This is a genomic window from Frondihabitans sp. PhB188, from assembly GCF_003752365.1.
Classification (GTDB): Bacteria; Actinomycetota; Actinomycetes; order Actinomycetales; family Microbacteriaceae; genus Frondihabitans.
This window is the reverse complement of sequence record NZ_RJUO01000001.1, coordinates 896,984-921,490: the sequence shown is the minus strand read 5'-3', so window position 1 is coordinate 921,490 and position 24,507 is coordinate 896,984. Positions and strand designations below refer to the sequence as shown.

Annotated in this window: 27 protein-coding genes; 14 read left to right on the top strand and 13 right to left on the bottom strand. The window is 69.0% G+C overall.

Annotated elements, in window-relative coordinates; all coding sequences use genetic code 11:
• Positions 1–59: 59 nt before the first annotated feature.
• From EDF46_RS04310 to EDF46_RS04285, 6 genes are all read right to left on the bottom strand, one after another.
• A complete protein-coding gene (locus tag EDF46_RS04310; RefSeq protein WP_123505002.1) occupies positions 60–1,211 on the bottom strand; it encodes a Gfo/Idh/MocA family protein in 1,152 nt (383 codons plus the stop codon).
• On the bottom strand, positions 1,208–2,005 hold the full coding sequence (locus EDF46_RS04305; RefSeq protein WP_123505001.1) for a ThuA domain-containing protein: 798 nt from the start codon (positions 2,003–2,005) through the stop codon (positions 1,208–1,210). Before EDF46_RS04305 ends, EDF46_RS04310 begins: the two co-directional genes overlap by 4 nt.
• A gap of 70 nt (positions 2,006–2,075) precedes the next feature.
• Positions 2,076–3,257, bottom strand: coding sequence for a Gfo/Idh/MocA family protein (locus EDF46_RS04300; RefSeq protein ID WP_148061133.1), 1,182 nt, complete (start codon positions 3,255–3,257; stop codon positions 2,076–2,078).
• Positions 3,254–4,132, bottom strand: a complete 879-nt coding sequence (locus EDF46_RS04295) for a carbohydrate ABC transporter permease (protein WP_123504999.1) — start codon at positions 4,130–4,132, stop codon at positions 3,254–3,256. Before EDF46_RS04295 ends, EDF46_RS04300 begins: the two co-directional genes overlap by 4 nt.
• On the bottom strand, positions 4,129–5,082 hold the full coding sequence (locus tag EDF46_RS04290) for a carbohydrate ABC transporter permease (protein ID WP_123504998.1): 954 nt from the start codon (positions 5,080–5,082) through the stop codon (positions 4,129–4,131). The genes EDF46_RS04295 and EDF46_RS04290 overlap by 4 nt, the downstream gene beginning before the upstream one ends.
• A gap of 65 nt (positions 5,083–5,147) precedes the next feature.
• Entirely contained in the window at positions 5,148–6,392 is a 1,245-nt protein-coding gene (locus EDF46_RS04285; protein WP_233579817.1) for an extracellular solute-binding protein, read from the bottom strand.
• A gap of 216 nt (positions 6,393–6,608) precedes the next feature.
• Here EDF46_RS04285 and EDF46_RS04280 point away from each other — a divergent pair, with 216 nt between their 5' ends.
• Positions 6,609–7,640, top strand: a complete 1,032-nt coding sequence (locus EDF46_RS04280) for a LacI family DNA-binding transcriptional regulator (protein WP_233579815.1) — start codon at positions 6,609–6,611, stop codon at positions 7,638–7,640.
• A 44-nt stretch (positions 7,641–7,684) separates the two neighbouring features.
• Here the strand turns inward: EDF46_RS04280 and EDF46_RS04275 are convergent, their stop codons facing one another.
• Complete coding sequence (locus tag EDF46_RS04275; RefSeq protein ID WP_123504995.1) at positions 7,685–8,842, bottom strand: ROK family protein; 1,158 nt, start codon at positions 8,840–8,842, stop codon at positions 7,685–7,687.
• 250 nt (positions 8,843–9,092) lie between these two features.
• Between EDF46_RS04275 and EDF46_RS04270 the strand changes: the two genes are divergently transcribed.
• From EDF46_RS04270 to EDF46_RS04255, 4 genes are all read left to right on the top strand, one after another.
• Positions 9,093–9,707: a TMEM175 family protein gene (locus EDF46_RS04270; RefSeq protein WP_123504994.1), complete on the top strand. Its 615-nt coding sequence runs from the start codon at positions 9,093–9,095 to the stop codon at positions 9,705–9,707.
• The gene (gene mtnN / locus EDF46_RS04265; protein WP_123504993.1) at positions 9,704–10,426 is read left to right on the top strand and encodes a 5'-methylthioadenosine/S-adenosylhomocysteine nucleosidase; all 723 of its coding nucleotides are present in this window, start codon (positions 9,704–9,706) and stop codon (positions 10,424–10,426) included. The genes EDF46_RS04270 and mtnN overlap by 4 nt, the downstream gene beginning before the upstream one ends.
• Positions 10,427–10,775: 349 nt before the next feature.
• Positions 10,776–12,062, top strand: a complete 1,287-nt coding sequence (locus tag EDF46_RS04260) for an NtaA/DmoA family FMN-dependent monooxygenase (protein ID WP_199738188.1) — start codon at positions 10,776–10,778, stop codon at positions 12,060–12,062.
• Between the two features lie 16 nt (positions 12,063–12,078).
• A complete protein-coding gene (locus tag EDF46_RS04255) occupies positions 12,079–12,594 on the top strand; it encodes a gamma carbonic anhydrase family protein (protein WP_123504991.1) in 516 nt (171 codons plus the stop codon).
• 104 nt (positions 12,595–12,698) lie between these two features.
• On the opposite strand, the gene EDF46_RS04250 is transcribed toward EDF46_RS04255, so the two are convergent.
• Positions 12,699–14,249: an amino acid permease gene (locus EDF46_RS04250; protein ID WP_123504990.1), complete on the bottom strand. Its 1,551-nt coding sequence runs from the start codon at positions 14,247–14,249 to the stop codon at positions 12,699–12,701.
• Positions 14,250–14,417: 168 nt separating this feature from the next.
• Between EDF46_RS04250 and EDF46_RS04245 the strand changes: the two genes are divergently transcribed.
• Positions 14,418–14,612: a hypothetical protein gene (locus EDF46_RS04245; protein WP_123504989.1), complete on the top strand. Its 195-nt coding sequence runs from the start codon at positions 14,418–14,420 to the stop codon at positions 14,610–14,612.
• Between the two features lie 233 nt (positions 14,613–14,845).
• Here the strand turns inward: EDF46_RS04245 and EDF46_RS17950 are convergent, their stop codons facing one another.
• Complete coding sequence (locus EDF46_RS17950) at positions 14,846–15,085, bottom strand: hypothetical protein (RefSeq protein ID WP_148061132.1); 240 nt, start codon at positions 15,083–15,085, stop codon at positions 14,846–14,848.
• A 155-nt stretch (positions 15,086–15,240) separates the two neighbouring features.
• Here EDF46_RS17950 and EDF46_RS04240 point away from each other — a divergent pair, with 155 nt between their 5' ends.
• Positions 15,241–16,434 carry a mechanosensitive ion channel family protein gene (locus EDF46_RS04240; RefSeq protein WP_123504988.1) on the top strand — a complete coding sequence of 398 codons (1,194 nt, stop codon included), beginning with the start codon at positions 15,241–15,243 and terminating at the stop codon, positions 16,432–16,434.
• On the opposite strand, the gene EDF46_RS04235 is transcribed toward EDF46_RS04240, so the two are convergent.
• Positions 16,431–16,619, bottom strand: a complete 189-nt coding sequence (locus EDF46_RS04235; protein WP_123504987.1) for a hypothetical protein — start codon at positions 16,617–16,619, stop codon at positions 16,431–16,433. The genes EDF46_RS04240 and EDF46_RS04235 overlap by 4 nt on opposite strands.
• Positions 16,620–16,695: 76 nt before the next feature.
• Here EDF46_RS04235 and EDF46_RS04230 point away from each other — a divergent pair, with 76 nt between their 5' ends.
• Positions 16,696–17,289, top strand: a complete 594-nt coding sequence (locus EDF46_RS04230) for a hypothetical protein (protein ID WP_148061131.1) — start codon at positions 16,696–16,698, stop codon at positions 17,287–17,289.
• Between the two features lie 28 nt (positions 17,290–17,317).
• A complete protein-coding gene (locus tag EDF46_RS04225) occupies positions 17,318–18,469 on the top strand; it encodes an SLC13 family permease (RefSeq protein WP_123504985.1) in 1,152 nt (383 codons plus the stop codon).
• Here EDF46_RS04225 and EDF46_RS04220 read toward each other — a convergent pair.
• From EDF46_RS04220 to EDF46_RS04210, 3 genes are all read right to left on the bottom strand, one after another.
• Positions 18,466–19,167: an alpha/beta fold hydrolase gene (locus EDF46_RS04220; RefSeq protein WP_123504984.1), complete on the bottom strand. Its 702-nt coding sequence runs from the start codon at positions 19,165–19,167 to the stop codon at positions 18,466–18,468. The two genes, EDF46_RS04225 and EDF46_RS04220, sit on opposite strands and share 4 nt — an antisense overlap.
• 62 nt (positions 19,168–19,229) lie before the next feature.
• Positions 19,230–20,084 carry a sugar phosphate isomerase/epimerase gene (locus EDF46_RS04215; protein ID WP_123504983.1) on the bottom strand — a complete coding sequence of 285 codons (855 nt, stop codon included), beginning with the start codon at positions 20,082–20,084 and terminating at the stop codon, positions 19,230–19,232.
• An 86-nt stretch (positions 20,085–20,170) separates the two neighbouring features.
• Complete coding sequence (locus EDF46_RS04210; RefSeq protein WP_123504982.1) at positions 20,171–21,139, bottom strand: magnesium transporter CorA family protein; 969 nt, start codon at positions 21,137–21,139, stop codon at positions 20,171–20,173.
• A gap of 129 nt (positions 21,140–21,268) precedes the next feature.
• Here EDF46_RS04210 and EDF46_RS04205 point away from each other — a divergent pair, with 129 nt between their 5' ends.
• Genes EDF46_RS04205 through EDF46_RS04190 form a run of 5 tightly spaced genes read left to right on the top strand, consistent with a single transcriptional unit; the run spans position 21,269 to position 24,441 of the window.
• Positions 21,269–21,703, top strand: a complete 435-nt coding sequence (locus EDF46_RS04205; protein WP_123504981.1) for a hypothetical protein — start codon at positions 21,269–21,271, stop codon at positions 21,701–21,703.
• A 60-nt stretch (positions 21,704–21,763) separates the two neighbouring features.
• Positions 21,764–22,672: an ABC transporter ATP-binding protein gene (locus EDF46_RS04200; protein ID WP_123504980.1), complete on the top strand. Its 909-nt coding sequence runs from the start codon at positions 21,764–21,766 to the stop codon at positions 22,670–22,672.
• On the top strand, positions 22,669–23,376 hold the full coding sequence (locus EDF46_RS04195; RefSeq protein ID WP_123504979.1) for a hypothetical protein: 708 nt from the start codon (positions 22,669–22,671) through the stop codon (positions 23,374–23,376). The genes EDF46_RS04200 and EDF46_RS04195 overlap by 4 nt, the downstream gene beginning before the upstream one ends.
• Complete coding sequence (locus EDF46_RS18670) at positions 23,373–23,651, top strand: hypothetical protein (protein WP_233579813.1); 279 nt, start codon at positions 23,373–23,375, stop codon at positions 23,649–23,651. The genes EDF46_RS04195 and EDF46_RS18670 overlap by 4 nt, the downstream gene beginning before the upstream one ends.
• A gap of 16 nt (positions 23,652–23,667) precedes the next feature.
• A complete protein-coding gene (locus EDF46_RS04190; protein ID WP_233579811.1) occupies positions 23,668–24,441 on the top strand; it encodes a fructosamine kinase family protein in 774 nt (257 codons plus the stop codon).
• The last annotated feature ends 66 nt before the right edge of the window (positions 24,442–24,507 follow it).

Below are 24,507 nucleotides of genomic sequence, written 5' to 3'. Positions count from 1 at the left end.
GCCGCTGCGGGCGGGTCTCTCGTCACGGGGCCGAAGCCGACGGAGACCCGCCTTGTCGGTCAGGCGACGCGGGAGCCGACGGCGGCGAGAGCGGAGCGGACCGAGCCCCACGACGTCAGGCGCTCGCGCACGTCGTCGCGCGTCTCGGCGGCGATCGCCTCGGTCAGCGCGCCCTCGAGCACCTCGTCGATCAGGATGCGGCGGCGCTGGTTCTTGGATGCGATCGCGGCCTCCACCATCGCCAGGCTCATGATGTTTCCGTGCACCTCGCCGTCGGGGGCCTCGCCCGTCCGGAGCGCGCGGGTGAAAGCCGTCAGCGAGCCGGCGATCCCGTCGCCGAGCGAGGCAGCGGGCGCAGGAACTCCCAGCCCGCCGTCGACCTCGCTCGTGGGGGAGTCGTCGCCGTTCCACAGCGCCGAGCCGTGCTCGCCGCTGACCCGCCACGATCCGTTCCACGACGTCTCGAACCCGGGGCTGCACCACGAGCCGTCGTACTCGTAGCGGACGCCGCCCTCGAACTCGAACAGCGCGGTCGCCGCCGCGTCGCCGGAGTACCACGACCACGACGGGTTGTACGACTCGCAGTAGACCGAGACCGGCTCGGTTCCGAGGAGGTAGCGCACCGAGTCGAACGGGTGGATGGCCATGTCGAGAAGGAGGACGTCGTCCATCTCCTCGCGGAACCCGCCGAAGTGCGGCGCCTTGTAGAACTCGGTCGTGACGATGCCGACGTCGCCGAGCAGGGCGGCGTGCTGCCTCAGGTCGACGAGCTGGTCGTTGCGGCGCCGCGACTGCGACACCATGAACAGCTCGCCCGAGACCTCCGCCGCGGCCGCCAGCGACAGCGACTGCGCGATCGTCGGCGCCACCGGCTTCTCGCCGAGCACTGGAAGGCCGAGGAAGAGCGCCTGGGTCGTCACCGGGTGGTGGGCCACGGGGACCGTGATGTCGAGGATGGCATCCGGGCGGGTCTGCTCGACGAGTGCCGCGAGGTCGGTGCCGACGGCCAGTTCCTGCGCCCCGGGTGCACCTGAACCCAGCGCCTGCGCGGAGGCCTTCGCCGCGTCGAGGTTGAGGTCGACGATCCCGACGAGCTCGACGTCGGGATCGGCCGCGACGGTGCCGAGCCAGGCCTGGCCCATGCCGCCCGCGCCGACCTGGATCACCCGGAGCGGACGATCCGACGGCGCCTCGGCGCGGAACCCGGTCATGCGCCGACCGATTCGGCCGGGGCCTCCAGCGGGTGGTCGAACGGACCGGCGTAGTGCTGGCCGTCGAAGTACTCGCCGAGGTCGTAGCGGTTGAGCGTCGGAATGGCGCGCTCGCGCTCGGGGCGCGCCCACTCGACGCCGTTCGCGATCACGCGTCGAACGTCTTTGTGGTGGTAGACGGGGAAGTCCTGGTCGCCGGGCGAGAAGAAGAAGATCTTGCCGAGCCCGCGACGGTAGGTCATGCCCGAGCGGAAGACCTCGCCGCCGGTGAACCCCGAGATGAAGACGAGCTCGTCGGGGGTGGGCACGTCGAAGTACTCGCCGTACATCTCCTGCTCGGGGATGACGATCGGGTTCGGCACGCCGCGGGTGATCGGGTGCTGCGGGTTGACGGTCCAGACGAGCTCCTGGTCGTGCTCGCTGCGCCAGCGGAGGGTGCAGGTCGTGCCCATGAGCTTGCCGAAGATCTTCGACCAGTGGCCGGAGTGCAGCACGAGCAGGCCCATGCCGCTCAGGACGTGGCGGTGGACGCGGTCGACGATGAGGTCGTCGACGTCGCCGTGTGCGGCGTGGCCCCACCAGGTGAGCACGTCGGTGTCGGCGAGGAGCTCGTCGGTGAGGCCGTGCTCGGGCATGTCCATGGTGACGACGGTGATCACGGCGTCGGGGAGGTTCTCCTGGATGCCGGCGGCGATCGCGCCGTGCATGCCGTCGGGATAGCGCTCGGCGACGTGGCGCTCGACCTTCTCGTGGACGTTCTCGCCCCAGACGGTGACGCGGAGAGGTGTTGACATGGTGAGCCCTTCTGTACTGGCTTGTCGGTGTGTGGCTTGTCGGTGTTCGGCTGGTCGGCGGAGCTGCGGGTCAGGCGTCGACGGGGTGAAAGAGGTGGAGGCCGACCGACGCGGAGCCCCAGGCGAGGAGCGCGTCGTGGACGGCGGGGGGAGCGGGGAGGTCGAGGGCGGTCGCGTAGGCGTCGTCGAGCACGTCCGCGATGCGCACGCGGACCCCCGTGTCGGCCGACCTCACGGCGGCCTCGACCATGGCGAGGCTCAGGACATTCGCGTGGACCTCGCTCTCGGGCGTGCGCCCCGTGCGGACGGCGTCGACGAAGTCGGCCAGCGCCCCGGCGACCTCCTCGGGTGCGTCGTCGCGGATCGGCTCCAAGAGACCCGAGCTCGTGACGACGCTCGCTCCGGTGCCGGGCACGGATGCCGAGGGGTCGGCGCGCTCGATGTCGACGCCGCGCTCGCCGTCCCAGGTCGCCGTGCCGTGCGAGCCGCCGGCCCGCCAGACGCCGTTCCAGGAGGTGTCCATGCCGCGGGTCGTCCACGAGCCCGTGTAGCGGTAGCGGGTACCGCCCTCGAACTCGAAGGTCGCGGTCGCGACCGAGTCGCCGTCGAACCAGCTCCACGCCGGGTTGTACGTCTCGCACCACACCGACACCGGGTTCGACCGGAGCAGGTAGCGCGCGACGTCGAAGGCGTGGATCGCCATGTCGACGAGGAGCGGGTGCGCCATCGTCTCCCGGAAGCCCGGAAAATGGGCCTCCTTGGCGTACTCGGTGGTGAGCAGGGCCGTCTCGCCGATCTCGTCGATCGCGCCCCGGAAGGCGGCGAGCGAGTTGTAATAGCGGCGGTTCTGGCTCGTCATGACCAGCCGGCCCGACGCCTCGGCGGCGGCTGCCGTGAGCAGCGCCTCCGCCACCGTGGGAGCGATCGGCTTCTCGCAGAGCACCGGGAGCCCGGCATCGAGAGCCTCGGTGGTGACCGGCAGGTGGGCCCGGGGCACCGTGACGTTGATCACGGCCTCGGCGCTCGCCGCGGCGGCGACGTCGGCGACGCTCGTCCCGACGACGTCGACGCCGTACTCGCCAGCCGCCGATCGCGCGAGGTCGAGGTCGAGGTCGACGATCCCGACGACACGGGCATCGGCCGAGTGCCGGAGCGCCTCGAGCCAGTTGCGGCCCATGAGGCCCGCGCCCACGAGGACGACCCGGAGCGGGGTGCCGCGATCGACGGGCACCCCTTCCGAGGCCGTGGTCACTTCACGGCCCCGCCGAGCGCGCCGGCCGCGATGTACTTCTGCGCGAAGAGGAGGAGCACCGCGGCAGGCAGCGACGCGAGCACCGAGGTGGCCATGACGGGACCCCAGTCGGTCACGTTCGACCCGATGTAGTTGTAGATGCCGAGGGTGATCGGCCTCACCGCGTCGGTCGACGTCAGCGTCAGCGCGATCAGGAAGTCGCCCCAGGCCCCGAGGAAGGTGAACAGGGCCGCCGTCACGATGGCGTTGCGGCTGATCGGGATGACGATCGACACGAATGCGCGGAAGTCGCCCGCGCCGTCGACCAGCGCCGCCTCGACCAGGCTCGGCGGCAGCGATTCCATGAACGCCCGCATCAGCAGGATCGCGAACGGCACCTGCACCGCGCTGTCGGCGAGGATCAGGCCGACGTACGAGTTGAGCAGCCCGACGTCGTTGAACAGCGTGTAGAGCGCGTTCGCCACGACGATCGTCGGCACCATCTGCGTGATCAGGAGGATCAGCAGAAGCGGTCGGGTGCCCCGCATCTTGAACCGCGCCAGGCCGTAGGCCGCCGGGGTCGCGATCGCCAGCGTGACGACGACCGTGCTGAGCGCGATGATCATGCTCGACAGGAAGTTCTGGCCCTGCTGCGAGAACGCGGCCTGATAGCCGGCGAACGTCGGCGAGAACGGGAACCAGGTGGCCGTGGCCGCCCCCGCAGTCGCCTGCAGGCTCGTGTTGACCATCCAGTAGACCGGGAAGACCATAATCGCCAGGATGATGATCCCGACGATGGTCAGCGGGATCGAGCGGGCCTTGCTCTTCGGCTTGCGGGGGTTCGTCGTCGTCGCGGCACGGACTCGCGCCTGCGCACGGGGGATGCTGACGGTCATTCGTCGACCGCCTTCCGCGAGATGGCCAGGTAGATCATGGCGAACACGAACGACACGACGATGAGGACGTTGCTCACGGCGGCTCCGATTCCGAACTGGAAGTTGATGAACGACTGGTGGTACGCGTTCGTCGCAAGGGTCTGCGTCGAGTTCGCGGGACCGCCGCCGGTGAGGCCGAGGATCAGATCGACCACCTTCAGCGTGTAGACCACCCCGAGGATTATCACGACGCTCACGACCGAGCGGATGCTGGGCCAGGTGATGTGCCAGAAGGCCTTCCACCCGGTTGCGCCGTCGAGCGACGCCGCCTCGTAGAGCTCGGTCGGGACGGCCTGCAGGCCGCTGTAGAGGATGGTCGTGTTGAACGGGATGCCGAGCCAGATGTTCACGCCGATGACGGCGATCAGAGCGAGGTTCGGGCTGACGAGCCAGGGGACGGCAGGAACTCCGAAGATGCCGAGGAACTGGTTGAGCGCCCCGCTGTCCTGGTCGAGCAGCCACTTCCACACCGCGCTGGACGCGATCAGAGGCAGCAGCCACGGGAGCAGGAGGAGTCCGCGGAGGAAGGCCGACAGCGGGAAGTTGCGCTTGAAGAACAGCGCCAGGCCCAGGCCGATCACGAACTGCATCACGATCGACCCGATGGTGAACAGGCCGGTGTTGATGAGGCTGGTCGTGAAGACCGAGCTGGTGAAGATGCTGACGTAGTTCGCGAAGCCCACCCACGGGGCCTCGCCCGTGAAGAAGGTCTTCGTCGTGTAGTCCTGGAACGACATGATGACGTTCTTGACGACGGGGTACCCGAAGAACACGGCCACGAAGATCGCGGCCGGCGTGACGAACAGCCACCGCGTCGCTCCGCTGAGCATCTGCGCTCGCCGTCGTCCCGGGCGGACCGGCGGCGTCGTGACGACGTCGCGGCCCAATCTCACTTGCGTTGACACGCTCATATCTGCCTTCCCTGTGCTCTGTAAAGGAAGGGGAGCCGGCCCGGCCGGGCTGGCTCCCCGACGACCTACTGGTTCTGCGTCTGCGCCTGCTTGAGCGCGTCTGCGGGGGTCGCCTTTCCGGTCAGGGCCAGCTGGACGGCGGTGTAGATCTTCGTGGCGGCCTTGGGCCAGTCCTCGCCGAGCTCGCCGGTGCGGGCGCGAGCGGTCTTCACCGTGGTGACGAACGAGGCGACCTGCGGGTGGTCCTTCGCCCAGGCGTCGGCCGCGTCGATGTTCGTCGGGACGTTGCCGGTGATGCCGGCGATGGTCGCCTGCATCTTGGCCTCGTTGAGGCAGCCGACGAACTTGCCGGCGAGCTTCATCTTCGCGGAGTCCTTCGTCACGGGGACGGTGAACGCCTCGCCGCCGAGCGGGGCCACCGTGGCGGCGCCGTCCTTCGTCGGGATCGGCACGCTGTCGAAGGAGAGGCCCTTCGCGGCGTTGAGGGCGGGCAGCTGCCACGGGCCGTTGATCATCATGGCGGCCTTGCCGGCGATGAACTGGTTGTTCACGTCGGCCTGGGCCCAGTTGATCGAGCTCTTCGACATCGAGCCGTCGCTCTGGAGGGCGAGGTCGAACTGCAGGGCCTCGGTGGCCGCGGTGGTGTCGATGTTCTTCTCGTCGCCGCCGTTCGACCAGAAGAAGGGCAGGAACTGCCAGGTGCCCTCGTACGTGTTGATGTTGCTCATCGCGAAGCCGTAGGTCTTGCCCGTGGTCAGCTTCTTCGCTGCCGCACGGAGCTCGTCCCAGGTCTTCGGCGGGGTGACGCCGGCGGCCTTGAGGAGCTTGGTGTTGTAGTAGAGCGCGATCGAGTTGGTGACCGGCTGAAGGCCGTACAGCTTGCCCTTGTAGGTGTTGGCCTTCTCGACGGCCGGCACGAGGCCGTCGGCGCTGAGGCCGTAGTCGTCGAGCGGCGAGAGGGCGCCCGAGGCGGCGATCTGCTGCACGTCGGGGTTGTCGAGCATGAGGACGTCGGGCAGGGTGCGCGACGACGCCTGCTGCAGCACCTTCGCGATCAGGCCGGCGCCGGCGACGTGGTTGATCTTGACCTTGGCGCCGACCGTCTTGGCGCACTGGTTGTAGATGGGGTTGAAGCTCGCCGCGTAGTAGTCCTCGATGGTGAGGGTCTTCGAGTCGGCCGACGACGAGCCGCCGCCTCCGGCCGAGCAGCCGGTCAGGACCAGCGGCACGGTGGCCGCCATGGCGACGGCGCCGATGATAGTTCGACGGAGCCTCGTGGCACGGCGCAGTTCGGGGAATCTAGGCTTCATTGCTTAGCTCTTCTCGTGGTGTGTGCATCTCGTGGGGTGGGGGTGCGGCGGTGATCGCCGCGCTCGGGGGTGCACGAGGCAGGGAGCGCTTCGTTGCGTTCTCGAGTGGCATGAACGTAGCAGTAAAGCGCTTAGCTAGTAAAGCGCTTAACGCAACAAATTCCTCTGGTCGGTTTCCCGCTACAGTGAATCCACCCGATTCAGGCAGGAGGCCCGATGGCGACAATGCAAGATGTCGCGACTCGCGCGGGGGTCTCGATCGCCACGGTCTCGTTCGTCGTCAACGGCACCAAGAACGTCTCGCCATCGACCCGCGACCGCGTCACCTCGGCCATGGCCGAGCTGGGCTTCCGCAACAACGTCGTCGCCCGAGCGCTGGCCAGCCGCCGCACGCGGATCATGGCTCTGCTCTTCCCGTCGGTCGAGCACCGGATGGGCCCGACGGCGACCAGCTTCTTCACCAGCGCAGCGGGTCGCGCCTCCGACCTCGGGTACCACCTCGTGCTCTGGCCGAGCGAGGCGAACGGCGAAGACGTCGACGACCTCATCTCGGGCGGGCTCATCGACGGCGTCATCGTCATGGAGATCAAGATGGAGGATCACCGCATCAACCTCCTCCTCGAGCGCGGCGTCCCGTTCACGGCGATCGGCCGCACCCGGCATCCCGAGGCCCTCTCGTACGTCGACATCGACTTCGAGACGACGATCGAGGACAGCCTCGACTACCTCCAGAGCCTCGGGCACGAGCGGGTCGGCCTGGTGACCGAAGACATGGAGGGCAGCCCGATGGCCGGGTACGCCCCGCACATCCGCACCGAGTCGACATTCCTCGGCTCGGCCGAGCGCCGCGGGATGCACGCGATCGTCGTGCACTGCGGCGAGTCGACGGCCGGAGGCAACGCCGCGGCTCACGACCTCATCGCGGCCGATCCCGAGGTGACGGCGGTGCTCATCATGAAAGACGACTCGACCTTCGGCCTCATGCGCGGCCTCGCCGAGCAGGGGCTGAACGTGCCCGGCGACGTCTCGGTCATGTCGATCGCGTCGTCGACTGCGGCGGGCGCCCTGCACGAGCCGCCGCTCACGACGATGGACTCGCCCGGCCGGCAGCTGGGCCGCATCGCCGCCGAGTCGCTCGTGAACCAGCTCGACGGCCCGGCGGCCGAGCCCCTGCACCTGCTGCTGCCGTGCACGCTGCACGTCGCCGGCTCGACGGCCGTCGCGCGCCCCCGCCCTCGCCGCCGCTAGCCGCAGCCTCGAGATGCCCCGATCCGGGCAGACGGCCGGGAGCTCTAGAGGCCCGCGATCAGCGCCTCGATCGGCAGCTGCGCGGCCCCGATCGTCAGGAGGTCCGAGCCGAGCTGCGACCGGCGGATGTCGACGCCGTCCCAGAGCGGATCGAGCGAGTGGGCGGCGACGCCGTCGCGGATCCTGCGCAGGTCGACCGCTGCAAGCGACCCCAGGAACCCGCCCAGCACGATCCGCGACGGGTTGAGCAGGTTGACCGCGGTGGCGAGAGCGACGACGAGGCTGTCGATCTGGCGGTGCACCTCGCTCGTCACGGCCCCCGCTTTCGAGGCGAGCAGGATCCGCTCGAACTCGTCGGGGCTCGCCGTCGGAAGGCCCAGGGCCCTGAGCAGCCCCGCCCGGTGCACCTCCGATTCGAGAGTGCCCTGCTGGCCGGCGCTGTCGAGCGAGCCGCCGCGCCGCACCGTCACGTGGCCGATCTCGCCGGCGTGGCCGCTCGCCCCGCGGAGGGGCGCGCCGCCCGAGACGATGCCGCCGCCGATGCCGCTGGCGCCGCCGTTGACGTAGAGAAGGTCGTCCGAGCCGCGGCCGGCGCCGAAGATCCACTCGGCCTGGGCGCCGAGGATCGCGTCGTTCGCGGCCTGGACCGGGAGGCCGGTGGCGGCCTGCAGCTGCTCGCCGAACGCCACGTCGCGCCAGCCGAGGTGGGGTGCGATCCGGACGAAGCCGTCGGGCATCCGCACGATGCCGGGCACGGCCGCGCCGAGCCCGACGACGTCGTGGTCACCCGCCAGGTCGGCGCTGATCCGCGCGACGGCCTCGGCGGTGACCGCGACGGCCTCGGCCACCGACGGCCGGTGCGACACCTCGATGCGGTCCTTCCGCAGCACGCGGCCGCCGAGCTGCACCACGCCGACGGTGATGGCGTCGATCTCGGGGTTGACGGTCATCGCGACGGGTCTGTCGCTCGGACGCACCAGGGGGCTGGGGCGCCCGATCTGCCCGGCGGAGCTCGCGTCGTCCTCGATGGCGAGGCCGCGCTCGGTCAGGTCGGCCACGAGCGTGCCGATGGTGGAGCGGTTGAGGCCGGTGAGCCGCGTCAGGTCGCTGCGGGTCGCAGGCGCGACGTGGATGCGGCGCAGGATGCGCGACAGATTCCGCTGTCGCGAGGCGTCGGGTCGGCGAGGGATCGGATCGGCCACGCACCCAGTATGTCGTGCCGCGCAACGAAGGCGCGGCAGAGCGGAGTTCCTGCGCCCGAAGTCGGCTAGTTCTGGTCGTGCAGAGCGATGAACGACGCGACCGTCATGCCGCCACCGAGCACGACGACGGCCCCAATGAAGATCCAGAAGAATTCGACCACGGTGTCCTCCTCGCGGGCCGCGACGTCGCGACCTCTGGCACCTGACTACACCGCCGGGCACCCGTGTGTCCACCCGTTAGCCTGATCGCATGGCGCACCCCAGGACAGACCGCGGCCTCGACCGGCTCGTGAACTTCTCCGACGCCACCGTCGCGATCGCCATCACCCTGCTGATCCTGCCGCTGGTCGACATCGCGGGGGAGTCCTCGGGGCGCGACCTCGGCGGGCTGCTCGCCGACAACATCGGCGCCGTCGTCAGCTTCGCGATCACGTTCGCCGTCATCGGCCGCTTCTGGTCGGTGCACCACACGGTCTTCGAGTACGCCGTCTCGTACAACCGCCGACTCGTCAACGCGAACCTCGTCTGGCTCGCGTCGATCGTGTTCCTGCCCTTCGCAGCGAACGTCATCAGCCGCTCCAGCGGAGAGCGCGCCAACTCGGCGCTCTACATCGGCACGATGGTGGTCACCAGCGGATCCGCCGCGGTCATCGACTGGCTGCTCACCCACGAGCCCGGCCTCGGCGATCCCGCCACGATCGGCCGCCTCCGGGTGACGCCCGCCGTGATCTCGACGGCCCTGTTCGCGCTCGCGCTCGTGGTGGCCGTCGTGTTCCCCGTCGTGAACCTCTACGCGCTCCTGCTCCTCCTGCTCGGCCGTCCCATCGGGGCGCTCGTCTCGAATCGAAAGAAAGCCTCCGAATGAGCACCGCCACCACTGCCACGACCGCCCTCGTCTTCGTCGCCATGGAAGAGGAGGCGGCCCCGTACCTCGCCCACGCCACGTCGGTCGGCGCGCCGGTCGCCATCGGCCGCTCGGTGCAGCGCGACCTCACCGTGCCCGGCGGCGGCGCCCTCACCCTGGTGCTGACCGGCATCGGCCTGGTCAACGCCGCCGCCGCCGCCACAGCGGCCATCGTCTCGGCGCACGCGCGCGGTGCGACGGTGCGGGGGGCGGTGTCGGCCGGCTCCGCCGGTGCCCTGTCGCAGGAACTCCGCGTCGGCGACGTCGTGGTCGGCGCCGAGTGCGCGAACCTCGACGCCGACGCCCGCGCCTTCGGCTACGCCCTCGGCCAGACCCCCGGCATGCCCGCCCGCTACGCCGGCGACCCCGCCCTGCTGGCCGCCGCGCTCGACCAGCACGAGGCCGACTGGGCCGTGCACTCCGGCCTCGTCGCCTCGAGCGACCGCTTCATGACGGCCGAGACGCTCGGCACGGTCGCCGTCGACTTCCCGGGGCTGGCCGCCGTCGACATGGAGACGCTCGCCCTGGCGCAGACGTGCTTCGCGTTCGACGTGCCGTTCCTCGCCGTCCGCGGCATCTCGGACTTCGCCGACGAGGACGCCGCCGCCCACAACGACGCCAACGCGACGTCGTCGTCGGCGCGGTCGCTGACCGTGACCCTCCGCGCGCTCGGCCTCTAGCGCCGCCCCCCGCCGCCCCTGCCCCCCGTCGCCCCGCGTTCGCCCGCCGCCGCCCCGCACTCGTCGTCGAGACTCCAGCGTTGGCCCCTCAATCGCCGCCGTAAGGGGCTAACGCGCTGGAGTTTCGCGCGGCTCGGACGACGCCGGCGCGCGAAGCGCGCCCTGCGGCGGCGCATGCCGCCGTGGCGAACGCCGGGCACACCGTCAGGTACCGGCCCCCATCCTCGGATCGTATTGCGCTTGCGCGGCGCAATCATCGCGAAACCGGAGGGGTGGGCCGTCCGAAACACCCGTTGTCCATCCTGGAGTGACCCATCCACGATCGCACGGGAGATTCACGATGTTCCACATGGCCTGGTTCCTCACCACCGGCTTCGGCGCCTACGGCTGGAACGGCCAGTGGTCGGGCAACGTCCCGAAAGACGTCGGCAACCCGCAGCTCTTCGTCGACCTGGCGACCAGCCTCGAGCGCGCCGGCTTCGACTACATGATGCTCGAAGACTCGTCCGTCCTGCCCGACGTCTTCGAAGGCACTCCGCGCCAGGCCCTCGAGACCGGCGTCATCCGCTTCGACCCGATGCCGCTCGTGCCGCTCCTCGCCGGCGCCACCAAGAAGCTCGGCATCGTCGCGACCGCCTCGACGAGCTTCTACCCGCCCTTCCTCGCCGCCCGCCTGATGACGACGCTCGACCACCTGACGCAGGGGCGGGTCGGCATCAACCTGGTGACGTCGAGCCCGCACGCGGCCGCCCAGAACTACGGCTACGACGAGCACTTCGAGCACGACCTCCGGTACCAGATGGCCGACGAGTGGGTCGACGCCGTCACGGCACTCTGGGACGGCTGGGAGGAGGGCGCGCTCACGTTCGACGAGCAGGCCGGTGTCTTCGCCGACCACACCAAGGTGCACCGCGCCGACTTCGACGGCGAGTTCTACAAGACGCGCGGGCCGCTCAACGTGCCGCCGGGGCCGCAGCGCCACCCGGTCATCTGCCAGGCCGGCGGCAGCCCCGCCGGCATGGAGTTCGGCGCCCGCCACGCCGACACCATCGTCGCCCAGGTGCGCACGACGGAGGCCGCCAAGGCGTACCGCGACGACATCTCGGCGCGCATGATCGCGAACGGCCGCGACCCGAGAGACGTGAAGGTGCTGTTCCTGTACCAGCCGGTCCTGGCCGACACCGACGCCGAGGCTCAGGCCAAGGCCGACCGCATGGACGCGGCCGCCGCAGCCAACCTCGACGGAGCCCTCGCCGGCATGTCGTACGTCTCGGGCATCGACTTCTCGAAGTACGACCTCGATGCGCCCATCGAGGACCTCACGGGCAAGAGCAACGGCCACCAGTCGTCGGTCGACGAGTTCGCCCGCACCTCGAAGGGCAAGACGCTCCGCGAGACGCTCGCCCTCCGCACCACGGTCGGGACCCGCCATATCGGCTCGCCCGACAGCGTCGCCTCGCAGATGGAGGAGATGATGCAGGAGTGCGGCGGCGACGGCTTCCTGGTCGCCCTGCCGGTCACCCGCAAGAACATCACCGAGGTGTGCGACGGGCTCGCGCCGGCCCTCCGTCGCCGCGGCCTGATCCGCGACTCGTACGACGGTGCCACCTTCCGCGAGAACCTCCTGGCCTTCTGAGTGACATCGTGAGGGGATGACTGCCATCTCCTTCGGGGGCCGAGCGCCCCGAGTTCCTGCGTCCGCCTTCATCGCACCCGGTGCCGTGCTCGTCGGCGGGGTGAGTCTCGGCGAGAACGCGAGCGTGTTCTACGGCGCCGTCGTACGGGCCGACGTCGACGACATCACCGTCGGCGCCGGCTCGAACCTGCAGGACAACGTGTCGGTCCACTGCGACGCAGGAACTCCCACCGTCATCGGATCAGGCGTCAGCGTGGGGCACGGCGCCGTCGTCCACGGCTGCACCATCGAGGACGACTGCCTCATCGGCATGAACGCCACCGTCCTCAACCGCTCGGTCATCGGCGCGGGGTCGCTCGTCGCGGCCGGCTCCGTCGTGCTCGAGGGGACCGTCGTGCCGCCGCGGTCGCTCGTCGCCGGGGTGCCGGCCAAGGTGCGCCGCCCGCTGAGCGACGACGAGGTCACCGGCCTGCGCGACAACGCCGCCCGCTATGTCGAGCTGGCGCGGCTGCACGCCGCCGCCCTCGCCTGACAGACGACCGGGCCCGCTGAAACCACGATCGGGACTGTGCACCACACAATGCCGTGGTGGGCAGTCCCGATCGTGGGTTGCACCGGGTGCGGTGCGATGCAGCTCTACTTGTCGTCGCGGGGCACCTGCTGGTCGGCGTCTCGACCGGTGACGGGGAACGGACCCGTGACGCCCTCGCGGATGGCCGCGATCTGCAGGATCCGGTCGCGCTGCAGGAACCAGCCCAGGATCAGCAGCGGGATGATGATGATCAGCGACGCCACGGTGAAGGTGCCGATCGGCGAGTCGAAGGCCATCAGCACGAGAACCGCGACCAGGAACGCCAGGGTCGCCCACGAGGTGACGGGGGCACCGGGCATGCGGAACGTCGGCGCCTTCGCCTTGCCCTCCTTGACGAACTTCCGGAACCTCATCTGGCACAGGATGATCGTCGCCCACGCCGTGACGATGCCGAGCGCCGAGATGTTGAGCACGATCTCGAACGCCTGGTCGGGCACGACCGCGTTGAGTGCGACGCCGAGGAGGGTGATGCCGGCGGTCAGCAGGATCCCGCCGAATGGGACGCCGCCCTTCGACATGACCGTGGTGAACTTCGGCGCCGAGCCGTTCATGCCCATCGAGTGGAGCACCCGGCCGGTCGAGTACAGGCCGGCGTTGAGGCTCGACAGGGCCGCCGTCAGGACGACGAAGTTCATGATCGACCCCGCGATCTGACCGACCTGGGGGTTGCCGATGCTCGAGAAGAACGTGACGAACGGACTCTCGCCCGCCTTGTACGCCGTGTAGGGGAGCAGGAGGGCGAGGAGCACGAGCGAGCCGACGTAGAAGACGGCGATGCGGATGATGACGGTGTTGATCGCGCGGGGCACGACCTTCTCGGGGTTCTGCGTCTCGCCCGACGCCGTTCCGACGAGCTCGATGGCCGCGTAGGCGAAGACGACGCCCTGCACGATGAGGACGGCCGGGAGCAGACCCTGCGGCAGGATGCCGCCGTTGTCGCGGAGGACCGCCAGCCCCGTGTCGATCGACGACCCGTCGTGCGTCACCGGGAAGGCCGCCGCCAGCCAGATCACGCCGATCACGAGGAAGATCACGAGCGCCGTCACCTTGATGAGCGCGAACCAGAACTCCATCTCGCCGAAGACCTTGACGGCCACGAGGTTGAGGCTGAGCACGACGGCGAGGGCGATGAGGGCGAGGAGCCACTGCGGCGCCGAGGTGAACGCCTTCCAGTACTGCAGGTAGAGCGCAACGGCCGTGGTGTCGACGATCGCGGTCATCGCCCAGTTCAGGAAGTACATCCAGCCGGCCGCGTACGCGAACTTCTCGCCGAAGAACTCCCGAGCGTACGAGATGAACGAGCCCGACGACGGACGGTGGAGCACGAGCTCGCCGAGAGCGCGGAGGATGAAGAACGCGAACAGGCCGCAGATGGCGAAGACGATGGCGAGCGCAGGCCCGGCGGTGGCGAGACGCCCGCCCGCGCCGAGGAACAGGCCCGTTCCGATTGCCCCGCCGATCGCTATCATCTGCAGCTGGCGAGGCTTCAGCCCCTGATGGAATCCCTCTTGCTCGTGCGAGAAGTCCTGTGCGACGAACTCGTCAGCGGGCTTGCCATCGGGGGCGCTCGGCCCCCCCTTTATGGGGGTACTCATTGCGGCACGCTACTGGCGCATTCACCGGCGGGCCAGTCGGCGTTAAGGAGGACTTTGGGGTACAAACAGCGAAACGACAGCGAAGTCCCAGGGCTCCGCGAGGGCCGCCCGGATAACTTGGGCGTCGTGACACTCGAACGACTAGATTTTCCTCGCCGCCCAGTCCGGGTGACGACTCGCGCACTCACCGACCACCTGGTGCAGGTCTCCAGCGACGAGGCCATCCTGGGCTTCGTCCGCAGCGACTGGAACGGCTACTCCGCCCTCCGCGGCTCGCACCTCGCGTCGGCGACGCTGCTCGGCACCTACGCGACCCGGGGTCTCGCGCAGGAGGCGCTGCGCCAGCGCCCCCGCAGTATCTGAATCGACGCGCTTCCGCTCTGGACCTCATGGCTGACCGTTCCGGGTTGAGCGTCGCGATCTGATCACGGCGCCGACGTATGCCAGGCTCGCAGCAAGTAGGAGGCCCTGAATGAGTCGTGTCCATAGCCCGGCATCGCCACAGGTAGCAACCACGGCACTTAGAACGACGAGCGCGGCGCTGATCGCAGTCGCTACGGGAATGCGCGTGAACAGCTGGATCATCAGTCGCGGCATCACGCGCACCGGGGCTTGTGGCTGGCGAACGGGTACACGCGGAGCGACTTCGTGCCGCAACGGATTGCTCCGTTGCCCGTGATAGCAACAGTTGCGGCAGTGATGATGGCGCCGGCGACGACGCAGAAGATGCCTGCGCTGACCACGCACAGACCTGCGCCGAGTCCGAAGGCCAGCGAGGCCGCTACAAGCGACACGACTGCAATAGACGAGAGTGCAAGCCTGGCCAGGAGAGTCATTGATAATCCTTTGGTAGAACGAATTGTGCACTCAAGGTAGCTAGTTAATATTTCCAATGTCAATGGGGTCGGGGCGGGCTGGCAATGAACTGGCCATCCCGAGTTCCTGCGCCCTGAATCGCGCGACAGGCGTCGTTCGCTGACAGGCTTGGACGATGACCTGGTTGCAACCCGTTCTGGCCGTCGCTGCGGCCGTCCTCATCGCCTTCATCGTCTCGGCGGTGGTGTCGCTGATCTTCCGGCTGATCGCCAAGCGGGAGGCGTGGGCGTCACGCCTCGTGATCCGCGTGCGGCGGCCGTTCCGGACGACACTGCTGATCGCGCTCGTCTGGATCGCGTTCTCGTCGTCGATGCAGAACGTGCTGCCGAAGGGATACACGGGCGACTCGCTCGTCGGGCAGGTGTTCCGCTGTGCCCTGATCGTCGCGATGGCGTGGCTCATCGCGTCGCTCGCGATCTACTTCGAAGACCTGGGCCTCGCTCGGTACCGCCTCGATCAGCCCGACAACCGGGTGGCGCGGCGGCTACGCACGCAGGTGCTGCTGATCCGGCGGCTCACCGTGGCGGCGATCGTGATCATCGCGGCCGGCGCGATCCTGCTGGGGTTCCCGGGTGTGGAGGCCGTCGGCGCGAGCGTGCTGGCCAGCGCCGGGCTCGTCTCGGTCATCGCCGGTCTCGCCGCGCAGTCGACGCTGTCGAACGTGTTCGCCGGGATCCAGCTCGCCTTCAGCGACGCCCTCCGCGTCGACGACGTAGTGATCGTCGAGACGCAGTGGGGTCGCATCGAAGAGATCACCCTGACCTACGTCGTGGTGCACATCTGGGACGACCGGCGGATGGTGCTGCCGTCGACCTACTTCACGACGACGCCGTTCGAGAGCTGGACACGGCGCAACTCGGAGCTGCTCGGCCAGGTCGACTTCGACCTCGACTGGCGCATCGCCCCGGGGGCCATGCGCGAGGAGCTCGACCGGATCCTGGCCGCAACCGACCTGTGGGACAAACGGGTCAAGGTGCTTCAGGTCACCGACGCGGTCGGCGGATTCGTGCACGTGCGCATCCTGGTGTCGGCCGTCGATGCGGCCGTTCTCTTCGACCTCCGCTGCCTGGTGCGCGAGGAGCTCGTCACGTGGATGCACGAGAAGAGCCCGCAGTCGATGCCGCGCACGCGTGTCGAGCAGGTGGCCACGGAGGCCCCGTCGCGGCGCGCGACGAAGTCCACGGCCGCCGAGGGCGGGCTGTTCACCGGCGAGCACGCCGACACGGAGAGGGCGGCGCTGTTCACGTCGGCCATCCCGATCGTCGAGCGGAGTGCGATCGTCGAGCGGGACGCCCCGGGGAACGACTAGGCGTCGTCGTCGGCGTGGTTCGCCGCGTCGACCACGTTGCCGATGGCGATGGCGGTCGACGCGGCCCAGCTCACCCAGAGGAGCAGGAGGCGCCAATCGCGGGGGCCGCTCGCCGTGGCCTTGAGGGCGCTGAAGCCCGAGAAGGCCGCACTGATGATGGCACCGTTGAAGAGGAACTTGCGCAACTTTGACTCCTAGACGTCGTTGACGTCAAACCTACCCGGACACACGCCGGTAACGACCGCTCGCTACTGTGTCCGGATGCGACCACGAGCCAGGGCTCTTGTCGGTCTCGCCGCGGCCGCAGCCGTCGTCGGGGGGTTCGTCTCAGCCGGGAGCCCCGATCAGACCGCCGGTGCCGCGACGGCCTCCACCGCCATGCCCACCGGCCCGGTCGTGTCGAACGGCACGACGTGGACCCCGTCGTACTCCCAGAACTTCACCACGGACGCCGCGCGCGACCGGGTCGCCGGGTACAAGCTCGCCTTCCTGCTCTGGCCGACCTCCGACGACTGGAGCGACGGCGAGATCGACTGGCCCGACGGCAACCTGGCGGGCGCCATCTACCCGGCCTCCAAGGTCGTGGGCTCGTCGACGAACGCCTTCGACGGTCCCTCGCACGACGTCACCTCCAACATGGGCACCGGGTGGCACACGGCCGTGACCGAGCGGACCAAAGGCACGGTGCGCTGGTACCTCGACGGCAAGCTCGTCGGGCAGACCACGAACGCGGCCGGGGTGCCGACGAAGCCGATGCGCTGGACCCTACAGGTCGAGACGAACACCGACGGCAAGGCCGTGTCGGCGTCGGCTCAGGGGTACGTCCAGGTCGCCTGGTTCGTCCAATACAGATGACGACCTCTGGGCATGGCACACTGACGCAGTGAAAACTGCCCTCATCGGTGCGGGCCTCGCTGTGATCGGCGCCGTCGCCGCCCTCACCGGTGTGCTCTCGCCCGACGCCCTCCTCGCCCTCCTCGACCGGGTCGCCCCCGTCCTCGGCTTCGTCATCGGCCTCACGATCGTCGCCGACCTCGCAGCCGAAGCCGGCCTGTTCGCCGGCCTCGCCGACGTCGCCGCCCGAGTGGCCGGCGGCCGCGTCTGGGTGCTCTGGCTCCTGGTCGTGCTGCTCGCCGTGCTGTGCACCGTCTTCCTGTCGCTCGACACGACGGCCGTGCTGCTCACGCCGGTCGTGGTCCTCGTGGCCCGGAAGGTCGGCGCCTCACCGCTCCCGTTCGCCTTCACCACCGTCTGGATCGCGAACTGCGGCTCGCTCCTGCTGCCGGTGTCGAACCTGACCAACCTGCTCGCCGTGCACGCGCTCGGCAACCCCGCCCCGCTCGCGTACGCGGCGCTGGTCGCCCCGGCGGCGGCCGTCGGGATCCTGGTGCCGGTCGTCGCCGTGGGCGTGCGCTACCGCCGCGAGCTCGGCGCACGGTTCGAGAGGGTCGCAGGAACTCCGGCTCCCGACCGCGGGCTCTTCGTCATCGCCGCGGTGGTGGTCGTGCTGCTCGTCCCCGCGCTCGTCTCCGGTGTCGCCGTCTGGATCCCCGCGGCGGCGGCCGCCCTCGTGCTCGTCGTGGCCTTCGCCGTGCGGAAGCCCTCCGCCCTGCGCCTCACCCTCGTGCCGTGGGGCACCCTCCTGTTCGCGTCGGGGCTCTTCGTCGTCGTCGCCGCGGCGCAGGCGCTCGGCCTCGCCACCCTGCTCGGCGACATCGTCGGCACCGGCACGTCGTTCCCCGACCTGCTCCGTCTCGCCGGGGGCGCGGCCCTGTCGGCGAACACGGCTAACAACCTGCCGGCCTACCTCGCGCTCGAGCCGGTCGGCGGCAGCGAGCTCCGCCTCGTCGCGATCCTGATCGGCGTGAACCTGGGGTGCATCGTGACTCCGTGGGCGTCCTTGGCGACCCTGCTGTGGCATGGGCGCCTGGTCTCGCTCGGCGTGGAGGTGCCGTGGAAGCGGTTCCTGCTCGCCGGGCTCGGCCTGACGGTCGTCATGCTTCCGCTCGCGGTGCTGGCGCTGGTGCGGCTCTAGGCGCTGTCGACGGCCGCCGCGATCGCGGCGCCGAGGTCGTCGGGCCGTGTGAACTGCGGCCAGTGGCCGGTCGGCAGGTCGACGAACGTGCGGCGGTGGATCCGGCCGAGCTCGGAGACGAACGGCTGGCCGCTCTCGACCCACTCGCGGATCAGGGCGGAGCCGAACTCGCAGGCGATGACCGTGATCGGCACGTCGTAGCGGCGCACGTCGCCGAGCTCGAGCGCGTCGTACGCCGGGCCCCTCGGCTCGGGGACGGCCCGCGCCCGGAACTCGGCGCGCAGCCCCTCGTCCAGGCCGACGAGGTCGGGCTCGTCGAAGGCCGACCACGCCGGCAGCGGGATCTCGCCGCCCACGACGGGCAGGTCGCGGTTCACCGCCGCGCCGTGCCCGATCGGCACGCAGTCCACGTAGACGGCGCGCACCACCGCCTTGGGACGGGCGTCGACGGCGCCGTGCACGGGTGCCGCGCCGCCGGAGTGCGCGACGAGCGCCACAGGCCCGTCAGCCGCGTCGACCGCAGCGACCACGGCTGCGACGTGATCGGCCAGCGAGACCTCGGAGCGGTCGGCGTCGACCGACTCGAGCCCGGGCAGGGTCAGGGCGTTCACGCGGTGGCCGGCTGCCGTCAGCGCCGGGGTCACGGCGTCCCACGAGGCGCCGTCGAGCCAGAATCCGGGTACGAGCACGATGTCCATGGCCGCGACCCTACCGCCGGTGCCACGCGCAGGCCCACGATCGGGACTGGGCACCACGGGCTTCAGTGGTGCCCAGTCCCGATCGTGGTGCGGAGCGACGGGGCCGGGGCCGACGGCGCGACGCGGGGCACGGCGAGAGCGGAGCGCGCGAAGTCGACTGTCTCCTGCAGCATGGCGAGGCGGAGTTCCTGCGACCCGGCCTTCTTGGTGTTGACCTCGGCGATGACCGAGCCCGACCAGTCGCGCGAGGCGAGCTCGCGCAGCACGGCCGCCACCGGCTCGACGCCGCGGCCAGGCACGAGGTGCTCGTCGAAGATGCCCCCGTCGTCCGAGGCCCGCGACCCGTCGCACAGGTGCACGTGGCGGAGGCGCGAGTCGAGGGCGCGCGCCAGCTCGAGCGAGTCGCGACCCGAGAGCGAGGCGTGCGAGAAGTCGAGGGTCGCGGCGTCGACGTCCATGGTGCTCGGGTCCCAGCCCGGGGCGTAGGCCTTCATCGAGCGGCCCGCGATCTTCCACGGGAACATGTTCTCGACGGCGACCGTGACCTCGTAGGCGGCCGAGACCTCTCGCACGATATCGAGGAACTGCTCGGCATAGCCCTGCTGCCAGCGGAACGGCGGGTGCGCGACGACGGTGCCCGCGCCGACCTCGCGGGCCAGCTCGGCGCTTCGCTCGAGCTTCGTGCGCTGGTCGCGGCCCCAGACGAAGTGCGTGAGCAGCAGCACGGGGGAGTGCACCGACAGGATCGGCTGGCCGTGCTCGCGCGCCAGCTCGATCAGGCGCGGCGCCCGGTGCGTGGCCGGGTCGTTGGTCACCATGATCTCGACTCCGTCGAAGCCGACCTCGGCTGAGATCGCGAAGGCCTGCTCGAGGCCGAGCGGATAGACGCAGGAGGTGCTCATGCCGACCGTGATCATGCGGCTCACGCTAGGCGCCGACTGTGGCCGCCCCGTGAACACGGTGTTAAGAAGTGCGGTATTTCAGGATCGCAGGAGGTGGTGCGTCACAGCCAGTCGCGCTTCTTGAACGACGCGTACAGCACCACCGAGATCGCCACGATCGACACCGACGACAGGGCGAAGCCCCACTCGTGCGAGTAGCCGGGAAACGGCACGTTCTGCCCGAAGAACCCGGTGATCGCCGTCGGCACGGCGATGATTCCAGCCCACGACGTGACCTTCTTCATGACGAGGTTCATCCGGTTGCTCTGGATGCTGAGGTTCGTGTCGAGGATCGTCGACACCAGGTCGCGGAGGCTGTCGGTCTGCTCGATCACCCGCAGCACGTGGTCGTAGACGTCTTGGAAGTACGGCCCCATGTCGGGCGCGAACTGGGTGTCGTCGCGCCGGAGCAGCGTGTTCAGGATCTCGCGCATCGGGTTCACGACGCGCCGCAGCGTGACGAGGCTCTTGCGGAGCGCGAACGAGCGGCGCTGGATCTCCATCGTCTGCTGCTTCAGGTCGAACAGGTTCTCCTCCAAGCCGTCGATCGCGTCGTCGAGGGCGTCGGCGGTGTCGTAGTGCCGGTCGACGATGCGGTCGAGGAGGCCCCAGACGAGAAAGGCGACGCCCTTCTGGGCGAGGTCGCGGTTGTCGTCCCACGTCTTCGTGACGAGCGAGATGTCGAACGACTCGTCGTGGATCGTCACCATCGCGCGCCGAGTGATGAACGCCTTGACCTCGCGGGTGGCCAGGTCGCCCGACTCCGGGTCGAAGTCGACGTCGTACATCACGGCGAACAGGAACTTCTCGTACCGGTCGAGCTTCGGCCGCTGCCCGTGCTCGAGGGCGTCCTCGATGGCGAGCTCGTGCAGGTTCATCTCCTCGCCGACCTTGTCGAGGTCGGCCTGGGTGGGCGAGACGAAGTCGACCCAGATCATGCAGTCGTCGGATTCGAGGTAGTCGCTGACGTCGTCGAGAGCGAAGTCCTCGCCGACGAGCGATCCGTCGCGGTAGGCGCGGGTGCGGTGCATGCTCGCGATTTTAGGCGGCGGCGCCCGGCGACGGATGCGGGGTACGCGTGTGTCCGCCGAGATGCCGACTCGCGTCGCTGAAGTATTACCGAGACATTTCATGTGTATGTTCGTCCAGAAAGGAAACGCGTGAAGAAAGTCAATCGTGTCTCAGTCGCTGCAGGCATCGTGCTCGGGAGCCTCTCGATCGGTCTCGGAGCGACGCCAGTCGTTGCGGCGCCTGCTCCCAGCACCACCACGGCGGTTGTCTCGACCGCAAGCTCCGTCACGCCAATCGGATCCCCGTCGGGCATCGCTGCCGACCTTCGAATCCCGGCGGATACTCCGGAGCCGTCGAAGTCGTCGAGGGGCAGGATCCCGATCGGTCCGATCATCTCGTTCATCAAAAAAGCCGGCGTCGCAATCTGGAAGGCCTGCGTCAAAGCGGCCAAGGCCGGTTGGAGCAAGACGGTGGCTTGGTGGAACAGTCTGGCCTCGTGGGTCCGCTCGGGTATCAAGTTCCTCGCCAACGCTTCTGCGACTGAGATTCTCAGCCGGATCGTCGACTGGGTTCTCACCCACTAACCCGTGCGGCGGGCGAAATCTTCGCATTTCGCCCGCCGCGACCATTCTCGAAGGAGTCCTATGGTGCATCTCGTATGCAGAGACGTCACTAGGCGGTACGGAAAACGAGACGCTCTCAGCGGTATCTCTTTCGATGTGCGGGCCGGGACCGTGGTGGGACTTGCCGGGCCCAACGGTTCGGGGAAGACCACGCTTTTCCGGCTCCTGTCGGGCCTTGGTCAGCCGTCGAGCGGGACGATCACGATTGATGGTGGATCTCCGGAGCTGACCCGAATTGGCGACTCCGGTACTGGCGTGTTCTTGGGAGTGGACAACCTCCATCCTGGTCGAACGGTCCGAGAGACCCTGCGGTTGGTGGCCTTTCTTTCTGGACAGAGTCGGTCCAGAGCTGATGATCGATTGGAGTGGTCCGGTCTTTCCGCGGTTGGTAGTCGTCTTGTCAAGACTCTGTCTCTCGGGATGAAGGTACGACTGGGGTTGGCACTCGCCACTCTTCGGCCGACAGCGATTCTCCTTCTCGACGAGCCGATGAACGGCCTCGACGCCGAGGCGATCACCTGGGTGAAGTCGGTCATGCGGCAGTTCGCCGAATCCGGCGGGATCGTAGTCGTCTCAAGTCACCTCTTGAACGAGCTCGAAGCGGTGGCGGATCGCGTCTTGATCCTGAGCCGCGGGATGCTTGTGCATGATGTAAGTTGTGGCTCAGCCGTCGAGCACACGCGAACTCTCCTTCGAGTCGACGATGATGCGCGACTCGCTGATGCCCTCTCGGAGACCGGCTGGGCGCATCGATACTCGGCGGGAAGCTGGGCGATCGATGGTCCGCTTGAGGCGGTTGGCCTCTGTGCATTCCGGGCTGGCATCGCCGTACTCGAACTCCGCGACGATCGAGGCGAATCACTCGAGAAGACGTTCGCTGCTGTCGCCTCAGGTGAATATCGACCTCCCCTACGCGGAGGTGCCAAATGAGCCGCCTCATTGCCTATGAGTTGAGGAAGCTTTTTGACACGCGATCGTCCATCGTCACGATGCTCGTCTGCATCGTCGCTGCCGTAGGGCTCGGCGCTCTCGGGCTGCTTGTCCAAGAAGGGGGAGTCCTCGACCTGAGTCAGACGGCGGCGGCTGCTGTTTTGCCGTTCGCAATTATCGCTCCCGTCCTGTCGGCCATCGCCGCTGCATCAGACTGGCGCACGCAGGCGATACAGCAGACGCTTTTCGTGGAGTCGCGGCGTGATCGCATCTTTCGAGCGAAGATCGCCGCATCCCTCATCGGAGTCCTCGGAATCAGCGGTGTTGCCATCGTGCTAGCCGTTGCTGCGGGACTGACCGTGGGACTCAGCCGCGAACAACCGATGGTCCTCGGTGGGTTCTGGGCGATGGTGTGGGGTGTCGTAGCTCTTGTGGTGCCGGGATGTCTGTTCGGGTTCGCAATCGGCGCGGTTGCGTTGTCTCCACCAGTGGCGGTCGCAGTGGTCCTCTTCGTCGAGCTTGTTTTCGATCTCGCGCTCGCGGTCGTTCCTGACGGCGGCGGCAGGTATTTCGCATCCGCGAGTTTCCCGAACTGGATGGCATCAGGAGCTGATCCCTTGGCCGCGGTGACATCCGCCGCTCTCTGGATTGTTGTCCCTGGTGCCGTCGGGTTCCTTCGATATCTTCGAAAGGAGTCGTCTTGACCAACGAACCACACCCTGTCGTGGAGAAGCGCGTCTACGAGACGCGCTGGTGGCTCTGGTGTGTCGCCGTGGCAACGTTCGTCGGGACGGCCGACGTTCGCCGGAGACTTGATCGAGATTGGGATGGCGTCCTCCTTCTCGAGGCATTCGCCACCCTGGTGGCTCTTGTTGTCACATGCTCCCTGTGGCGAGGCAAAGTCGTTTCCGGATTTCTGGTCATTGCCGTCGGTCTTTGTTTCTACAAAGCCCTTCAGGTGGTCCTCGATCACTGGTGACGGGCAGGATTCAGGGGTGACCTCGCATGTGAAGACCCGGCCCGATGCTCCCGCAGGCTTCTTCCAGGCCGAAGCCCGCGGCCTCCGCTGGCTGGCCGAAGCCCAGGCGGCGGGCGGCGCCCGGGTCGCCGAGGTGATCGCCGTGGCGACCGGCCGCATCGAGCTGGAAGCCGTCGCCGAGGTCCGCCCCGCGACCGCCGCGGCCCGCGCCTTCGGCCGTGCGCTCGCCGTCACCCACGGCGCCGGCGCCGCCGACTTCGGGGCCCCGCCCGACGGCTGGACCGGCCCCAGCTTCATCGGCAGCCGCGAGCAGGCGTGCCGCCCCCGCGACTCGTGGGGCGTCTTCTACGCCGAGCAGCGCGTGCGGCCGTTCGCCGACATCGCCGTAGCGGCGGGCAGCCTCGCGCCAGACGAGGCGGCCGTCGTCGGGCGCGCCTGCGATGCCGTCGCGGCGGGGGAGTTCGACGACGATGCGGCGCCCGCGCGCCTCCACGGGGACCTCTGGAACGGCAACGTGCTCTTCGGCGCCGACGGCGTCGTGCTGATCGACCCGGCGGCGCACGGCGGGCACCCCGAGACCGACCTCGCCATGCTCGCGCTCTTCGGCTGCCCGTACCTCGACGACGTGCTGGCCGCGTACGACGCGGCAGCGCCGCTGCGCCCGGGCTGGGAGGCGCGGGTGCCCCTGCACCAGCTGCACCCGCTTGCGGTGCACGCGGCAGGGCACGGCCGGAGCTACGGCGTAGCCCTGGCCCGTGCGGCGGAGGCGACCCTGCGCCTGCTGGACTGATCTGCCGGGGCCGGCCGCCCCGGGTTCCTGCGCCCGGGCCTCTGAACCGCCCGGTTCGGCGCGCTG

What these genes read in the sequence shown, in the direction of transcription:
- EDF46_RS04310 (WP_123505002.1), bottom strand. Translation starts at nt 1,211, where the DNA reads ATGACCGGGTTCCGCGCCGAGGCGCCGTCGGATCGTCCGCTCCGGGTG.
- EDF46_RS04305 (WP_123505001.1), bottom strand. Translation starts at nt 2,005, where the DNA reads ATGTCAACACCTCTCCGCGTCACCGTCTGGGGCGAGAACGTCCACGAG.
- EDF46_RS04295 (WP_123504999.1), bottom strand. Translation starts at nt 4,132, where the DNA reads ATGACCGTCAGCATCCCCCGTGCGCAGGCGCGAGTCCGTGCCGCGACG.
- EDF46_RS04290 (WP_123504998.1), bottom strand. Translation starts at nt 5,082, where the DNA reads ATGAGCGTGTCAACGCAAGTGAGATTGGGCCGCGACGTCGTCACGACG.
- EDF46_RS04285 (WP_233579817.1), bottom strand. Translation starts at nt 6,392, where the DNA reads ATGAAGCCTAGATTCCCCGAACTGCGCCGTGCCACGAGGCTCCGTCGA.
- EDF46_RS04280 (WP_233579815.1), top strand. Translation starts at nt 6,609, where the DNA reads ATGGCGACAATGCAAGATGTCGCGACTCGCGCGGGGGTCTCGATCGCC.
- EDF46_RS04270 (WP_123504994.1), top strand. Translation starts at nt 9,093, where the DNA reads ATGGCGCACCCCAGGACAGACCGCGGCCTCGACCGGCTCGTGAACTTC.
- mtnN (WP_123504993.1), top strand. Translation starts at nt 9,704, where the DNA reads ATGAGCACCGCCACCACTGCCACGACCGCCCTCGTCTTCGTCGCCATG.
- EDF46_RS04260 (WP_199738188.1), top strand. Translation starts at nt 10,776, where the DNA reads ATGGCCTGGTTCCTCACCACCGGCTTCGGCGCCTACGGCTGGAACGGC.
- EDF46_RS04255 (WP_123504991.1), top strand. Translation starts at nt 12,079, where the DNA reads ATGACTGCCATCTCCTTCGGGGGCCGAGCGCCCCGAGTTCCTGCGTCC.
- EDF46_RS04250 (WP_123504990.1), bottom strand. Translation starts at nt 14,249, where the DNA reads ATGAGTACCCCCATAAAGGGGGGGCCGAGCGCCCCCGATGGCAAGCCC.
- EDF46_RS17950 (WP_148061132.1), bottom strand. Translation starts at nt 15,085, where the DNA reads ATGACTCTCCTGGCCAGGCTTGCACTCTCGTCTATTGCAGTCGTGTCG.
- EDF46_RS04240 (WP_123504988.1), top strand. Translation starts at nt 15,241, where the DNA reads ATGACCTGGTTGCAACCCGTTCTGGCCGTCGCTGCGGCCGTCCTCATC.
- EDF46_RS04230 (WP_148061131.1), top strand. Translation starts at nt 16,696, where the DNA reads ATGCGACCACGAGCCAGGGCTCTTGTCGGTCTCGCCGCGGCCGCAGCC.
- EDF46_RS04220 (WP_123504984.1), bottom strand. Translation starts at nt 19,167, where the DNA reads ATGGACATCGTGCTCGTACCCGGATTCTGGCTCGACGGCGCCTCGTGG.
- EDF46_RS04215 (WP_123504983.1), bottom strand. Translation starts at nt 20,084, where the DNA reads ATGATCACGGTCGGCATGAGCACCTCCTGCGTCTATCCGCTCGGCCTC.
- EDF46_RS04210 (WP_123504982.1), bottom strand. Translation starts at nt 21,139, where the DNA reads ATGCACCGCACCCGCGCCTACCGCGACGGATCGCTCGTCGGCGAGGAC.
- EDF46_RS04200 (WP_123504980.1), top strand. Translation starts at nt 21,764, where the DNA reads ATGGTGCATCTCGTATGCAGAGACGTCACTAGGCGGTACGGAAAACGA.
- EDF46_RS04195 (WP_123504979.1), top strand. Translation starts at nt 22,669, where the DNA reads ATGAGCCGCCTCATTGCCTATGAGTTGAGGAAGCTTTTTGACACGCGA.